At 71.2% G+C, this 13729-nt stretch carries 14 protein-coding genes; 6 read left to right on the forward strand and 8 right to left on the reverse strand.

What is annotated here, in order from left to right; genetic code table 11:
* Positions 1 to 4 precede the first annotated feature (4 nt).
* On the forward strand, positions 5 to 613 hold the full coding sequence (locus tag ACZ7C5_RS07255) for a TetR/AcrR family transcriptional regulator (protein ID WP_401092429.1): 609 nt from the start codon (positions 5 to 7) through the stop codon (positions 611 to 613).
* An 8-nt stretch (positions 614 to 621) separates the two neighbouring features.
* On the opposite strand, the gene ACZ7C5_RS07260 is transcribed toward ACZ7C5_RS07255, so the two are convergent.
* On the reverse strand, positions 622 to 819 hold the full coding sequence (locus tag ACZ7C5_RS07260; protein ID WP_401092428.1) for a DUF397 domain-containing protein: 198 nt from the start codon (positions 817 to 819) through the stop codon (positions 622 to 624).
* An 11-nt stretch (positions 820 to 830) separates the two neighbouring features.
* Positions 831 to 1685, reverse strand: coding sequence for a helix-turn-helix domain-containing protein (locus ACZ7C5_RS07265; RefSeq protein ID WP_401092427.1), 855 nt, complete (start codon positions 1683 to 1685; stop codon positions 831 to 833).
* A gap of 188 nt (positions 1686 to 1873) precedes the next feature.
* Between ACZ7C5_RS07265 and ACZ7C5_RS07270 the strand changes: the two genes are divergently transcribed.
* The gene (locus tag ACZ7C5_RS07270) at positions 1874 to 2227 is read left to right on the forward strand and encodes a hypothetical protein (protein WP_470322189.1); all 354 of its coding nucleotides are present in this window, start codon (positions 1874 to 1876) and stop codon (positions 2225 to 2227) included.
* 397 nt (positions 2228 to 2624) lie between these two features.
* Here the strand turns inward: ACZ7C5_RS07270 and ACZ7C5_RS07275 are convergent, their stop codons facing one another.
* Positions 2625 to 3230 (reverse strand): TetR/AcrR family transcriptional regulator, encoded by a 606-nt coding sequence (locus ACZ7C5_RS07275; RefSeq protein ID WP_470322190.1) that lies wholly within the window; start codon positions 3228 to 3230, stop codon positions 2625 to 2627.
* Positions 3231 to 3279: 49 nt separating this feature from the next.
* Here ACZ7C5_RS07275 and ACZ7C5_RS07280 point away from each other — a divergent pair, with 49 nt between their 5' ends.
* From ACZ7C5_RS07280 to ACZ7C5_RS07290, 3 genes are all read left to right on the forward strand, one after another.
* Positions 3280 to 4143 (forward strand): alpha/beta fold hydrolase, encoded by an 864-nt coding sequence (locus ACZ7C5_RS07280; protein ID WP_470322191.1) that lies wholly within the window; start codon positions 3280 to 3282, stop codon positions 4141 to 4143.
* A gap of 240 nt (positions 4144 to 4383) precedes the next feature.
* Complete coding sequence (locus tag ACZ7C5_RS07285; RefSeq protein WP_470322192.1) at positions 4384 to 4869, forward strand: DUF6879 family protein; 486 nt, start codon at positions 4384 to 4386, stop codon at positions 4867 to 4869.
* A 135-nt stretch (positions 4870 to 5004) separates the two neighbouring features.
* On the forward strand, positions 5005 to 5313 hold the full coding sequence (locus tag ACZ7C5_RS07290; protein WP_470322193.1) for a hypothetical protein: 309 nt from the start codon (positions 5005 to 5007) through the stop codon (positions 5311 to 5313).
* Positions 5314 to 5426: 113 nt separating this feature from the next.
* Here ACZ7C5_RS07290 and ACZ7C5_RS07295 read toward each other — a convergent pair whose 3' ends face one another.
* Positions 5427 to 6101: a lysophospholipid acyltransferase family protein gene (locus tag ACZ7C5_RS07295; RefSeq protein WP_470322194.1), complete on the reverse strand. Its 675-nt coding sequence runs from the start codon at positions 6099 to 6101 to the stop codon at positions 5427 to 5429.
* Positions 6102 to 6240: 139 nt separating this feature from the next.
* Positions 6241 to 7815: a purple acid phosphatase family protein gene (locus tag ACZ7C5_RS07300; RefSeq protein ID WP_401092422.1), complete on the reverse strand. Its 1575-nt coding sequence runs from the start codon at positions 7813 to 7815 to the stop codon at positions 6241 to 6243.
* A 502-nt stretch (positions 7816 to 8317) separates the two neighbouring features.
* Between ACZ7C5_RS07300 and ACZ7C5_RS07305 the strand changes: the two genes are divergently transcribed.
* Positions 8318 to 8938 carry a transglycosylase family protein gene (locus ACZ7C5_RS07305; RefSeq protein ID WP_401092421.1) on the forward strand — a complete coding sequence of 207 codons (621 nt, stop codon included), beginning with the start codon at positions 8318 to 8320 and terminating at the stop codon, positions 8936 to 8938.
* 150 nt (positions 8939 to 9088) lie between these two features.
* On the opposite strand, the gene ACZ7C5_RS07310 is transcribed toward ACZ7C5_RS07305, so the two are convergent.
* The 3 genes from ACZ7C5_RS07310 to ACZ7C5_RS07320 all read right to left on the reverse strand — a co-directional run bounded on the left by ACZ7C5_RS07310 (position 9089) and on the right by ACZ7C5_RS07320 (position 13705).
* Entirely contained in the window at positions 9089 to 10900 is a 1812-nt protein-coding gene (locus tag ACZ7C5_RS07310) for an APC family permease (RefSeq protein WP_470322317.1), read from the reverse strand.
* Positions 10901 to 11407: 507 nt separating this feature from the next.
* Positions 11408 to 13069, reverse strand: coding sequence for a multicopper oxidase family protein (locus tag ACZ7C5_RS07315; protein ID WP_470322195.1), 1662 nt, complete (start codon positions 13067 to 13069; stop codon positions 11408 to 11410).
* 147 nt (positions 13070 to 13216) lie between these two features.
* Complete coding sequence (locus tag ACZ7C5_RS07320; protein WP_470322196.1) at positions 13217 to 13705, reverse strand: hypothetical protein; 489 nt, start codon at positions 13703 to 13705, stop codon at positions 13217 to 13219.
* Between the last annotated feature and the right edge of the window lie 24 nt (positions 13706 to 13729).

Here is a 13729-nt window from a genome sequence, read left to right on the forward strand (position 1 = left end):
CCCGATGCCGAAGCTGGTGGATCACGAGGAGCGGCGGGCCCACATCATCGACGCCCTGCTCCGCTCGGCGGCGAGCAGCGGCCTGCACTCCGTCACCATGCGCTCGGTGGCGACCGAGGCCGGCGTGTCGGTGCGGCTCGTGCAGTACTACTTCGACACCAAGGAGCAGTTGCTGCTGGCCGCGATGACCCGCCTGGCCGGCCGGATGGGAGAGCGGGTCCAGCGGCGCGTACGCGAGAGCGGCGCCGCAGGCGACCCGCGCGGCATCATCGAGGCGGTGCTGCTGGAGGCCGTCCCCGCTGAGGAGGAGGGCCGGGCCTTTCATCTGATCTACACGGAGTACGCGGTGCTCTCCGTCACCGACCCGGCGCTCGGCGGGCAGCCGTTCCTGGCGGCGCCGGATGAGATGGAGGCCTTCCTGGCGGCCCAGCTGACAGCGGCCCAGCAGGCCGGGGAGGCCGATCCGCGGCTGGACGCGCGCCAGGAGGCCGTGGTGCTGCTGGCCGTCTCCGCCGGCCTCGGCCTCAGCGTGCTGCTCGGCCAGCGGACGGCGGCCGAGGCGACCGCCGTCCTGCACTACCACCTGGGCCGGATCTTCCCCGACCGCAGGTGAGGGGCGGGCTACCGCGTCAGGTGGTCGAACTCCCCCGCCTTGACGCCGGACAGGAGGGCCCGGAGACTGTCGGGCAATGCGGTGATGACGACGCCGGGGTCATCACTCTCGCGGATCTTGATGGTGCCGTCGGATGCCGCTGCTACGTAGACACAGTTCGCGGCTTGGGTGCTGTAACTGGACTTCTGCCAACTGAGGACCGACATGGCCTTTCCTCTCAAATATCTTGTTCAATGCGGGACATGAGATCACGCGACTCCATCGGACCGAGTGCACAGGATTCCATCAGATCCAGAATGCTCCGGTACTTCACCAAGTACGTCGGAGCATCGAGAAATTCGGACCCGTGATCCGTGTCAAGCTGGACGGTATCGAGTTGGGGTACAGCCGCCGAGAAGTACACGATGGGCTGGCCAGAGCTGGGAATCGCCCCCGCACCGAAGGGGATCACGCGAAGCGTGATGTTCTCGCAGGTGCTCATCTCAATCAGGTGCTTGTACTGCGATCGGGCCACAGTCGCTCCGCCGACCCCCATCCGCAACGCGGCCTCATGGATGACGATCGACAGAGGGATTGGCGGCTCTCCGTAGAGTACCCCCTGCCGCTTGATGCGATGGGAGACACGATGCTCCGCTTCGGGCGGCGACAGAGGAGGAAAGGCGTCCCGGAAGAGCGCGCGGGCATGGTCGGAAGTCTGAAGAACCCCGGGGATGTGGATCACGGTGGCAATCCGCATCGATCGCGCATGATGTTCGAGTTCCGCCAGGTCGAGCGCTCCGGCGGGAAGGATCTCGCGGTACTCCTCCCACCAACCTCGCGTACGGCCGCCGGTCATGCGGGTCAGCGCCTCGATCAGGGCGTCGTCCGCGCAGCCGTAGAGACGTGCCAGCGCCCGCACCCGGTCCGCACTCACCGGGTATCCGCCTGACTCGATGTTGCTGATGCGGGACTGGGTGGTGCCGTGGAGCTCCCCGGCCCGTGTGACCGACAGTCCCGCCTGCTCGCGCAACCGGCGCAGCTCCGCACCGAGTCGCCGCTGCCGGATGCTCGGCGGAATCTTGCTGGGCGGCATCCGTTGCTTCCTTCCCTCGCCGGCCGTGGCCGGCACCGTTCACCCTTTGGGGTGGAGCTGAAATCAATCCCCCGAGAGCGGTGGACTACATGCTACCGACTGGCTACTTTTGATCCTGCGTCAGGGCTGATCGCTGCCCGTGGTGGTGACAGCACCGCGTCCAACTCCCCTTCACGTAGGGGACTTCCATGCCTGCCGCGCCCTCGCAAAACTCCTTCCCCAACACGCTCGCACAGGCGGCCGACCCGGCCTTCGACCGGGAACTCTGCGGGCTCGTGCTCGACACCGCACCCCGGCTGTTCGCCGTCGTCCAGGTGTGCGACGAGGGCCGCGCGGACGCCGGCGGGTGGGTCGCGGCCTGGGGGTTCGCCGACGCCGCCGGGTCGACGCACGTCATCGGCGTCGACGGGCGGACGCGCTTGACCCTTCCCTCCCCTGAGCGAGCCGCACACCACTTCTCCCGCCGGCCGGGGATCACCGCCCGGCTGGCCTGGCTCTCCCCGCCGACCGCCGCCGCGACGGACCGGGCCGAAGCCGCCTGACGCCTCACGTCTGCACAGCACTGCCATCAGCTGACACTCAGACCATCCAACTGAGGCTGACAGCAAGTCTGTTCATCCTCATCCGGCGCCAATCCCATTGCCACGGCGGCATGGTGCCGAGCCAGCTCATCCCCGACCATCCCGTAGACCATCGCCAGTGCGCAGCACCAGAAGAGGTCGAGCCCCACTACGGCGGCCAGGCCCTCGGCCACGCTCCCTGCACCGGCCCCGCCTGCACCACGCAGCGCAGCACGTCCGGATTGCGGAGGTGCTCCCCCCTTATCCATATGACTACTCAGATTGCACTTTCCTTGTCGGCCAGTGGGAATCGAATCAGCTGGAAGAGCGAGGGTGCCGTGGTAGGTGGTGGGTCCTCCGGCCCGGGCCGTACCGGCCCTCACGGCGTCCGGAAGAGTTCGTCCAGGTGGTGGGCGAGGATCGCGAGTGCGGCGTCGCCCGTGCGCTGGCCACCCAGCACGCTCGGGCCCAGTCCGTTGACCATGGCAAGCAGTCCGGCGGCGGTGATTTCGGGGTTCCTGTCGGGGCTGATCTCCCCTGACTGCTGAGCCGCACGGATCTGCTTGGCGAGAAAGCCCTCCAGCAGTTCCGGCTGCCGCGCGCCGTGCTTTTCCAGTACCTCGGGGTCGTTGAGTACCAGGGTGTAGTAGGCGGCGTAGGTCCTGGTGATCCGCCGGCTTTCCGGGTCGGTCGGCAGTATGCACGACAGGAGCGCGGTCACGGTGCCGCGCGGTCTGGGCGGGGTCCCCGCCGCACCGATCCACTTCTCCATGCGGGCCTGAAGTTGGGTGCCGAGCCTGGCCAGTGCGTCGAGCAGCAGCCCTTGCTTGGTTTCGAAGTAGTACTGCACCAGTCGCAGGGAGACGTTGGCCTCGGCCGCGACGGCCCGCATGCTGGCCGACTGCAGGCCCTGGGTGTCAGCGATCCTCAACAGCGCCTCGGCGATCTGCCGTCGGCGCTCCTCATGATCGACCCTTGTGTTCACGATCCCACCTCCCTGGTACACCCGTATCATGCCGTGATACACATGTACCATGCGAATTGGCGAGTTCAGGAACGACCAAGCCAGAGACCGGTTCCATGTCACATACGAGCGGACTCTGGCTGAACTGTGGCCGGGGCAGCGGACGGCGCTGGATCTTCCGACCACGTTCGGGACCACTCGCGTCTACCGAACCGGGCCACAGAGCGGCGAGCCGATCGTTCTGCTCCCTGGATCGGGCGGAAACGCGCTGATGTGGCACCGGTACATCGACACGCTGGCCCGGCACCGTCCGCTCATCGCCGTCGACACCATCGGTGAGCCAGGCGCGAGCGTGCAGACCACCCCGATCCGCGACGGCCGGGACAGCGCCGCCTGGCTGGACGAAGTCCTGGCATCGTTGGAGGTGACGGACGCTCAGCTCGTCGGCTGCTCCTACGGCGGCTGGCTGGCGATCAACCACCAGATCCACCGCCCCGGCCGGGCCGCGTCCCTCACCTTGGTGGACCCAGCGGGCTTCGCCGAGTTCGGGCCGCGGTTCTACGCCTGGTTGATCGCCGGCGGGCTCGCCGCAGCCGCACCCGGCCCGCTCCGCCCGCGGCTCGCCCGTCTGGTCGGCAACAGCGCGATCCTGGAGAGCGAACTGATGGGCCTGATGCGCGCCTCGATGGGATTCCGTCGCGCACTCCCGGTGCCACCAGTCCTCTCGGACGGGGAACTGCGCCGCCTGCGCGTTCCTTCGTTGTTCCTGCTCGGGGCGCGCAGCGCCATGCACGACTCACGCAAGGTCGCCGATCGCATCGGCAGGCTCATGCCCTCGGCCAGGGTGGAGATCGTGCCTGGCGCCGGCCACGCGCTGCCGACCGACGAGCCGGAGCTGGTGGCCGAGCGCATCCTCCATGCCATCGAGCAATAGCGTCGCCAGGTAGACCCGGCCGCTGCTGTGACGGAGGTTGCATCGGGGGTGACGTCGGCAGCCAGGGTGGGGCGATGCTCAACCCGGTCAAGGTCCGTCAGCACCTACGACAAGGCGAGTTCAACCTGAGTACTCGCGCGCTCACTGGACTCTTTGCCATCGAACTGACTATTCGTCAAATAGAAACGCCTGACAGGCCGGTCGCGCACACGTCAGGATGAGCCCATCAGGTGTGCAACCATGCGGAACCAGAGTCCCGGGGAGCATCGTGCAGCCTCCAGAGTTCATCGGGATCGTCTCCAACAGTTCCAGCGCTATCGGGAGGGTCTTCGCTACAACCCGGACGACCGGCCGGAGTGGTTCCAGAACTGGACCGACTTCGCCGGAGAGGCGATTCGCCGTGGCGTGGTCATGCGCCGGGCTCGGATCGTCTCCGAGCCAGTCACGGAGTACATCCGCTACGAGCACCATGTGACGTTCCTGAATGTGGCCATCGGCGAACAGGTCCGCTGGCTTCCGCGCCGGCTGGCGGCGGACATCGCTCTGCCCGGAACCGACCTGTGGATGTTTGATGACTCCAAGATCATGTTCACCTTCTTCTCGGGTGACGGGGATGTGGTGGACCGTGAGTGGACCACCGAACCTGCCGTCGTTCAGCTCGTGAAGAACGCCTTCGAGACCGTGTGGCAGAGGGCGACTCCGCACGAGGGCTACGTGCTCAAGTAACCGAACGAGATGCGTACTTCTCGCTCGTCGAGCGTTCAGCAGGCCCGGTTCGGTGAAGCGCCCTGGAAGCGCAGGCTCCTGGGGACGTTCCTCGTACTCTGCGTGTCGGTCGCCGCGGGATGTGTCTGGTGGGGCGTGGCCGGGTTCCTGCGAACCCTCGATCCGCCGGAGACGGACAACGACCGCGCGGAGCGGTCGGCGGGTCTGCACCGCACCCAACACCCCCGCAAGGGAAGGTACTTCATTCCCACGGACGCCGTTCTGTCGCGGGCCACCGACGGATCGCCGGTCTCCTACCTGCACTACGAACTCGGTGACAGCGACGACGTCAACCTCGCAAACTTCCTCTCCACGTACGACCTGCGACAGCCCGGCGCCCTCGCCCCGCTGCCGGGCGATCTTCGCGTCGCGCTGCCGGGCGACGAGCCGGCCGAGGCGAGCTGATACCGGAAGGGCAGGCCGGGCGCCGGATCTTCGTGGTGCGGCGGCCCTTCGGTCTCGGAGGCGGCGCCGACATCTATGTCCGGGCGGCCGGCACGTAGGAGGGCGCCGACCCCTCAGCCCGAGGCCCGGTGAGTCCGAGGGCCCCGCCGACAGCAGCGCCGCTCCGCGGTGCGCCAGGCCGCGGTGACGGCGCGCTGGGCGGCGGCCGTGGCCTCGGCGACATCGCCCGCCAGGTGGAGCGGTGCGCCGAGGTGGACGTGCAGGGCAGGGCGCCGCAGCGGGGCGGTGGCGAAGCCGGCGAGTTGTTTGGCGGTGCTGCCCGAGCTGAGGCGGCGGGCGCCGCACTGGCCGAGCGGCACCACCGGGGCGCCGCTCGCCGCCGCGAGCCTGGCCAGGCCGGTGCGGAACGCGCCCGGCTCGGCGTCGCGGGAGTCCCGGCGGTCCGGCAGGCCGCCCTCCCCGTAGATCAGCACGACCCGGCCGGCCGCGAGCGCCGCCACGGCCGGGTCGAGGGCGGCGGCGGCCCTGGCCGTGCCGCGGTGGACGGGGATGTGTCCGCCGGACCGCAGCACCCCGCCGAGCACCGGCACCCGCCACAGCCCGGCGGCCGCCATCACCACCGGCTCGGTGCCCAGCCGGCGCAGTGCGGCGAGCACCACGCCGGGGTCGGCGAGCGAGCTGTGGTTGGCCGCGACGATGCTGCCGGGGGCGACCGGGCCCGGCGTCTCCGAGCTGACGGACAGGCGTCCGAGGGCGGGCACCAGGGTGCCGGCGATCCGGCTGAGCATGGCTGGTCCTCCGTGGGGTCCGGCGGGCTGACGCCTCCATGCTCGCCGGACGCCGCCGCCGGCCGCCTGAGTAGGCGTACTCAACCTGGGCGTACTCAACCCGGGCGTACTCGACCCGGGCCGGGTACGCGGGCGCGGGTCAGCCGCGCTGCACGGTGACCCGGTCCACCGCCGTCCCGTCCTCGGTGAGCGAGCGCACCTCCATGCGGGCGGGTTTGCCCGCGGCGCCCGGCGTCACGTCGACCGCGACCAGGCAGTAGCCGGTGTAGCGGACCCTGGACCAGGTGACCTTGACGGTCTGGTTGTGGCCGTCCCGCTCGGAGACCACCATCGGCACCGGCTTGTCGTTGCCGGTCTCGTGCCCGAGGTAGGTGTCGGAGACCGGGAAGGAGTAGAGCCCGCCGCCTCCGCCGCCCGCGACGACGTAGGTGGTGCCGTCCTTCACCGGGTTGACGGTGTCACCGGAGGCGACCTTGCGGGTGGCCTTGCCGGCCCGGATCGGGTCGGTGCGCTCGTAGACGTGGTTGTGGCCGCTGAGCACCAGGTCCACCTGGTACTTGTCGAACAGCGGGGCCCAGTCCTGCTGCGCGCCGAGCTCCGCTCCGTTGTCGTGGCAGGTGGAGTAGGTGCACTGGTGGAGGTAGACGACGATGAAGTCGATGCCGCTGTCGGCGCGGAGCGCGGCGAGCCGGCTCTCCAGCCACTTCTTCTGCTTGCCCTTGGTGTAGTCGAGGTTGGCCGGGGTGTTGTAGCAGACGTCGTTGCCGTCGAGGCTGATCAGGCCGACGTTCTGGTAGCGCCAGGAGTAGATGCCGGTGGACTGGCTCCAGGCGTTGTCGGGCGTGGTGAACCGGGCGCGCATGCCCCCGTAGCCGTCGGACCCGTACCACGGCTCCATCTCGTGGTTGCCGATCGCCGGCATCCACGGAGTCCTGGAGGCGACGGGGTCGTTCTGCACGAAGAAGGAGTCCCACAGCCGGGCGTCGTACGCGTCGCTGGTCTTGCCGCTGCCGCCGGCGTTGGCGTACGAGAGGTCGCCCATGTGGAGGTGGAAGGCGGGGTCGAGGCCGGCGATCAGGTGGCCGGTGGCGGCCGCGTTGTAGCCGATGCCCTGGTCGCCGAAGGCCGTGAAGGTGAATCCGGCGCCACGTCCGGGGGCGGGCGCGGTGCGGAAGCTCGCCATGTCGCCGAGCCTGGTGTGCTGCCCCGCGGGGTCGTAGCCCTGGTGGCCCACGACGTAGTAGTAGGTGGTGTCCGGGATCAGCTGGTCCAGCTGGGCGTGCAGGTAGTACTGGGTGACGGTGGTGGGCTTGACCGGGGGCTGGTCCTCGACCGGCTTCTGCCAGGAGAGCTTGCTGACCAGGGTGCGGACCTCGGCGGCGACCGGGGCGCCGAGGTCCCCGGGCTGGACGCCGATCCTGACGAAGGGGGAGGTCACCGCGTCCGGCACCTGCCAGGAGACGACGACCTGCTGGGACGGGTCGGCGCCGAAGGCGAGGTGCCGGCCGAAGGGGCGCAGCGCGGACCCCGCGGTCCGCTCGCTCCGGGGCGCGGGGACGGTCGGGAGGTCGAGGGCGACGGGGCTCGGAGTGGTGAGGCGCGGGGCGGCCTGGGCGGTGCCGGGCAGCAGGAGGCCGCCGGCGGCGAGGGCGGCTCCGCCCATCGCGCCGACGCGCAGGAGGTCACGCCGGGAGTGCCGTGGTGTCTCGGACATGACATCAAGTTAGGAAACTTCACTAACCTTTGACAAGAGGGCGGATGGCATCGAATTCGCGTACGGGAAAGGGCAGTTGAACGCCGGGTTGCCGGGGCCCCTCAGTGCACCGCCCGGTCCCTGATCTGCCGTCCGGCGGGCCGGCCCGCCGGACGAGCCCCCCGCGGACACCGAGGTCGTCGTCTACTGCCGCGGCGAGTACTGCGTGCGGCCTGGCTCCCGGACGCCGGGCCCCCGCTTCGGCATTCCGCCCGTCCGTCCGGCGGCCGACGAGTGGCCTCGACGGGCGGCGTCGCCGCGCGGCGACGCCGGGCAACCGGCGGTGACGACGAGCGACGAGGGTGACGGCCGATCGGCCGCGGGCCGCCGGGGTGGTCCACGGCCGCCGCCCGGGTGACCTGCCGGACGTGTCGGCGACGGAACGCCCCGTCCAGCGTGCATGGGTGGGAGAGCGCCGTCCGCGGACGGCGCCCCGCCCTGTCCCCCAGCATGAGAGCCGCCGATGCCTCCCACCGCCCGTCTCCGCCGCATCGTTCCGACCGCGCTCTGCGCCCTGTCCGTGGCCCTCGCCGCACCGGCGGCCCACGCCGCGCCACCAGGCCGCGACGGCGGGTCCGACCCCGGGAGGGCTGACGGCGGCTCGTACGACTGGGACCGCGTGGCGGCCTGCGAGAGCAGCGGCAACTGGCGCATCAACACCGGCAACGGCTACTACGGCGGTCTCCAGTTCGACCAGCCCACCTGGCGCGAGAACGGCGGCCTCGGGTACGCCCCGCGCGCCGACCTCGCCACCCGCGAGCAGCAGATCGCCGTCGCCCAGCACCTCGCCGACCGCCGTGGCCTGTCCCCCTGGCCGGTCTGCGGCGCGCGCGCCACCCGCGACCACCCCCGCGAGACCGTCCAGCCGCCCCCGGCCACCGCGTCGAAGCCGACCGCGTCGGCCACACATTCCACGCCGCAGGACGGCACCTGGACCGTCCGTGAGAACGACACCCTCGCCGAGCTCGCCGAGTCCCTCGACGTGCCCGGCGGGTGGACCGCCCTCTACGAGCTCAACCGCGACACCATCGGCGAGGACCCGGACCTCATCCAGCCCGGCCAGGTCCTCGAACTGCCGTCCTGACCCCGACGGCCCCACCGGTCCCACCGGGAAGGCCCCGCAGGGAAGACACCCGCAGGGAAGAGACCCACAGGGAAGACACCGCGAGGAAAGCACCGACGGCCCGTCCGCTCACCAGGAGCGGACGGGCCGTCGGCGTGCGGGCGCGGGTGCTCAGCCGACGTGGACCCGCGGGCGGCGCGAGCGGTCCGGCTCGGCCTCGCGCAGCACCTCGCGGGTGACCGGCGCGACCTCGCCCTGTCCGAACAGGAAGAACCGCAGGAACTGGGCGAAGGGGCTGCCCTCGGTCCACTCGAAGTACAGGTGCGGCCGCTGGCCGGTGCGGTCCCGGACGGTGAGCGCCAGCGCGGCGAGCGCGTTGGGGATGCTGGAGCTCTCCAGGGTCAGCACCCGGTAGCGCCCGTGCAGCACCTCACCGCGGACGGTCAGCTCGGCCTCGAAGTCGGAGGCGTCGCGGACGGTCACCTCGACGAAGACCAGGTCGTCCTCGTCGGGGATGTCGTTGTCGGCGCGGATCTGGCGGATCTTGTCGCGGTACTCGGCGTGGTCGCGGTGGCTGGGCTCGTTGGCGATCAGCCGCAGCGGACGGTGCGCGTAGTCCCTGATGAAACGTTCAGCCACATCGTCCAGCTCCACGCTCGTGACCCGCAGCTCGAAGGCGCGGCGCAGCCGGGAGAGCAGCGAGACCAGGATGATGCCGGCGATGAAGCAGGCGCCGATCTTCAGACCGTCAGGACGCTCCAGGCAGTTCAGCACGGTGGTGTAGAGGAAGATCGCCGCGATGACCGCGAAGGCGACGGTCCAGCCGCGCTCGCGCTTCTTGTGCGCGGCGATGGTCACCGCGATCGCGGCCGAGCTGATCAGCACCAGCACACCGGTCGCGTACGCGCCGCCCTGGGCGTCCACGTTCGCGTCGAAGATCCAGGTGACCAGGAAGCCGATCAGGGTCAGCACGATCACCATCGGCCGCACCGCGCGCGCCCAGTGCGGGGCCATGCCGTAGCGCGGCAGGTAGCGGGGCAGCAGGTTGAGCATGCCCGCCATCGCGGAGGCGCCGGCGAACCAGAGGATCGCGATGGTGGAGAGGTCGTAGACGCTGCCGAAGGCACCGCCCAGGTACTCGTGCGCCAGGTACGCCAGGGCGCGGCCGTTGGCTTCGCCGCCCGCCTTGAACTGGTCGGCCGGGATGAGCAGCGTGGTGATGAAGCTGGTGGCGATCAGGAAGCAGCTCATGATCACGGCGGCGGTGGTCAGCAGCTTGCGGGTGCCGCGGATCCGGCCGGCCGGGTTCGCCTCGGTGTCGTCGGGGTCGCCCTTGACGTGCGGCATCACCGCGACGCCGGTCTCGAAGCCGGACAGGCCGAGCGCCAGCTTCGGGAAGGTCACCAGGGCCACGCCGACCATGATGACCGGGTTGCCGTGCTGGGCGGTCAGCGCCTCCGTCCAGTCGGTGACCACGTGCGGCGCCTCGATGATCTTCCAGAGGCCGACGGCCACCACGACCACGTTCAGCAGCAGGTACGAGCCGACCAGGAACACCGCCAGGCCGATCGCCTCGCTGAAGCCCTTGAGGAAGACCGCGCCGAGCATGGCCACCAGGACCATCGTGATCAGCACCTGCTTGCCGCCGAGCATGCCGGTCAGGTGCGGGTTCTCCACCAGGTGCGCGCTGGCGTCGGCGGCGGACAGGGTGATGGTGATCAGGAAGTCCGTCGCCGCGAAGCCGAGCAGCGCGAGGACGAACAGCTTGCCCTTCCAGAACGACAGCAGCCGTTCCAGCATCGCGATCGAGCCCTCACCGCGCGGGCTCTCCTTGGCCACCCGCCGGTAGACCGGCAGCGCGCCCAGCAGGGTGACCACCACCAGCACGATGGTGGCGATCGGCGACAGCACGCCCGCGGCGAGGGCGGCGATGCCCGGCTGGTAGCCGAGCGTCGAGAAGTAGTCCAGGCCGGTCAGGCACATCACCCGCCACCAGCGCTGGCCGGCGGGCGCACCGGACGCGGCGGAGCCCCCCGCCGCCGCGCCCCCGGGCGGCGCCTCCGGGGCGTCCTGCCCCTCGGACTCCTGCGCGGGCTTCGTCGCCGGCTTCTCCCCGGTCACGTCCTCCAGCAGCCAGCTGCGGAGCCGTATTCGCGCCGACGGCGCGCCCGTCTCCGCCGTCCCCGTCGAACCCGACGAAACCACCTTGCACCTCTTGTTTAAAGACCCCGTAAAAACGCCGTCGGGCGACGGCAGGGCGACACGCTATGCGACCAGCGTTAAGAAACCGCCATCGGGCCGCGTTAAGAAAACGTCATGGCCGCGCAGGTCGGGGCGGGTGGCACGGCGCGATGGTTCGGGTGCCGCGAACGGCGGGACCCCGGGCCGGCGGTGCGGCCCGGGGTCCCTCCCTCGGTGAAGCCCGAAATCCCTTCCCTCGCGGGAGGCTCGGAATGACTCGGAAGGAATCGCGGGGGGGGGAGCCCGGTGTCAGGCCCGGTAACCGAGGACGGTCATCATTCCCGTCTCCGCGTGGTAGACGTTGTGGCAGTGCACCATCCACAGGCCCGGGTTGTCGGCGTCGAAGTCGACGGCCAGCGTCGTACCCGGCAGCACGATCGCGGTGTCCTTGCGCGGGCCGTCGCCGGGCAGCGCGAAACTGTGTCCGTGCAGGTGGACGGGGTGCCACATGGCGGTGCTGTTGCGGAACTCCAGCCGCACCCGCTCCCCCGCCGCCACCGGGTGGCGCTGCGCCGGGTCGTACCTGCGGCCGTTGAACGCCCAGTCGGCCTTCGCCATCCCGCCGGTGAGCTCCAGCCTCACCGTGCGGTCCGGTGTCCTGGCGGGCAGCCGGACGTCCGGGGCGGCCCTGAGCTGCCCGGCGGTGACCAGCCGGCCGTCCAGCTCGGCCGGGCGGACGGCCGCGTCGGGCGCGGCGCCGCCGCCGGTGCGCAGCACGGCCAGGGCGGTGGCGTTCTTGCCCTCGGCCAGCGCGGTCAGCGGGAAGACGCCATCCCCGGCGGTGACCAGCACGTCGTAGCGCTCGCCCATGCCGAGCAGCAGCGCCTGGGTGGTGGCCGGTTCGACCGGGAAGCCGTCGGTGTGGGTGACGGTCAGCTCGTGGCCGCCGAGGGCGACCCGGTAGGCGGTGTCACCGCCCGCGTTGACCAGCCGGATCCGGATCCGGTCACCGGGCTTGGCGGTGAAGGTCTCGGGTGCGGTGGCGAGCCTTCCGTTGACCAGGTGGAACGGGTACGCGACGTCGCCGGCGTCGCCGCCCAGCAGCGGGCTCCGGGCGCCCATCAGCATCCGGGAGGGGGCCGCGCCGCTCGGAGCGCTTCCCGTCCCGGACATCCCCGGCATGTCGTGCCCTTCGTGGCCACCGTTCCCGGAGCCGCCGGAGTGGTCCATCCCTCCCATGCCCTGGGCGAGTTCGGCGAGGACGGCGTCCGGGGTGCTGCCGTCGACGCCGTCCACCCAGTCGTCCAGGACGACGACCCACTCCCTGTCGTAGGCCAGCGGCTCCCTGGGGTCCTCGACGATCAGCGGTGCGTACAGGCCACGGTCCTGCTGGACTCCGGAGTGCGGGTGGAACCAGTACGTGCCCGGGTGGCTCAGCGCGAACCGGTACTCGAAGGAGGCGCCGGGCCTGACGTCGGCCTGGGTCAGGCCCGGGACGCCGTCCATGTCGTTGCGCAGCGCGAGGCCGTGCCAGTGCAGCGAGGTGGGCTGGGGCAGGTGGTTGGCGAGGGTGACGGCGAGGGTGTCGCCGAGGGTGGCGCGCACCTCCTGGCCGGGCAGGCGGTCGCCGTACGCCCAGCTGCGGACGGTGCGGCCGCCGAGGTCGAGGGTGGTCTCGGTGGCGGTGAGCGCGACCTTCCGCTCCGGGCCGGGCTTGCGTGCCGCCTCGGCGGCGGCGACCTCGGGACCGTTCGGGGCGAGGTAGCCGGGTGTTCCGGTCGTCCCGGGTGCTCCGGCCGTCCCGGGTGTTCCGGCCGATCCGCTCGTGGGGCCGTGGTTCATGCCCGCGTGGTCCATGCCCTTCATGGAGTCGGAGGAGCCGGGGGAACCGGAGGAACAGGCGGTCAGCAGGCCGGTCCCGGCGGCGGCGAGCGCGGCGCCGAGGAGGGTACGACGGGTGGGTGTGCGCATGGCGGAGTGCACCTCGTGTGGTGTGTGGGTGTGCAGGACGTCGCGTCGGCCGTTCCGTGCGCGGGCGCTTCGGGGCGCGATCGGGCGCGTGGGCGTGCGCGCGGGCGCTCCTGAGCGGGGCGCGGGCGCGGAACGGCGGGCGCGCGCCTACTGGCGCAGCACCGAAAGCCGGGTGAGGAGTATCCGCCCGCCCCCGGGCGGGGGCAGCGCGCGGACGGCCGTCAGCAGCCTGGCCCGCACCTCGGCGGCGGCGTCACCGCTGCGCCTCGGCAGGGGGCCGACGACGAGGAGCACCAGGGTCCAGCCGGCCAGGACGGCGAGGCAGACCGCCATCGGGTCCAGGCCGCCGGGGGCGGCGGGGTCGACGGCGGGACCGACGGCGAAGGCGGCAGGGTGGGCGGCGGCGTGGACGGAGGGTGGCCCGGCGGCCGGTCCGTGGTGCGCGGCACCCGCCGGAGGCATCGCTGAGACACCCGTCCCGGGGCCCTCGTGCCCGCCGTGCCCGCCGCCCGGATGGCCGAGCGTGTGCATGGTCACGATGCCCAGCAGCAGTGCGGCGAGCAGCAGCAGGCGCAGCACCCAAGGCACCGGCACGGGCACCGGCACCGGCGGACCGAACTGCCGCGACCGCGCCATTCCCGCCTCCGCCCTCAGCGCCAC

This window comes from Kitasatospora sp. NPDC036993 (assembly GCF_055607525.1).

What these genes read in the sequence shown, in the direction of transcription:
- ACZ7C5_RS07260 (WP_401092428.1), bottom strand. Translation starts at nt 819, where the DNA reads ATGTCGGTCCTCAGTTGGCAGAAGTCCAGTTACAGCACCCAAGCCGCG.
- ACZ7C5_RS07305 (WP_401092421.1), top strand. Translation starts at nt 8,318, where the DNA reads ATGCCTCCCACCGCCCGTCTCCGCCGCATCGTTCCGACCGCGCTCTGC.
- ACZ7C5_RS07320 (WP_470322196.1), bottom strand. Translation starts at nt 13,705, where the DNA reads ATGGCGCGGTCGCGGCAGTTCGGTCCGCCGGTGCCGGTGCCCGTGCCG.
- ACZ7C5_RS07295 (WP_470322194.1), bottom strand. Translation starts at nt 6,101, where the DNA reads ATGCTCAGCCGGATCGCCGGCACCCTGGTGCCCGCCCTCGGACGCCTG.
- ACZ7C5_RS07285 (WP_470322192.1), top strand. Translation starts at nt 4,384, where the DNA reads ATGCGGAACCAGAGTCCCGGGGAGCATCGTGCAGCCTCCAGAGTTCAT.
- ACZ7C5_RS07280 (WP_470322191.1), top strand. Translation starts at nt 3,280, where the DNA reads ATGCGAATTGGCGAGTTCAGGAACGACCAAGCCAGAGACCGGTTCCAT.
- ACZ7C5_RS07270 (WP_470322189.1), top strand. Translation starts at nt 1,874, where the DNA reads ATGCCTGCCGCGCCCTCGCAAAACTCCTTCCCCAACACGCTCGCACAG.
- ACZ7C5_RS07310 (WP_470322317.1), bottom strand. Translation starts at nt 10,900, where the DNA reads ATGTGCCTGACCGGCCTGGACTACTTCTCGACGCTCGGCTACCAGCCG.
- ACZ7C5_RS07300 (WP_401092422.1), bottom strand. Translation starts at nt 7,815, where the DNA reads ATGTCCGAGACACCACGGCACTCCCGGCGTGACCTCCTGCGCGTCGGC.
- ACZ7C5_RS07265 (WP_401092427.1), bottom strand. Translation starts at nt 1,685, where the DNA reads ATGCCGCCCAGCAAGATTCCGCCGAGCATCCGGCAGCGGCGACTCGGT.
- ACZ7C5_RS07315 (WP_470322195.1), bottom strand. Translation starts at nt 13,069, where the DNA reads ATGCGCACACCCACCCGTCGTACCCTCCTCGGCGCCGCGCTCGCCGCC.
- ACZ7C5_RS07255 (WP_401092429.1), top strand. Translation starts at nt 5, where the DNA reads ATGCCGAAGCTGGTGGATCACGAGGAGCGGCGGGCCCACATCATCGAC.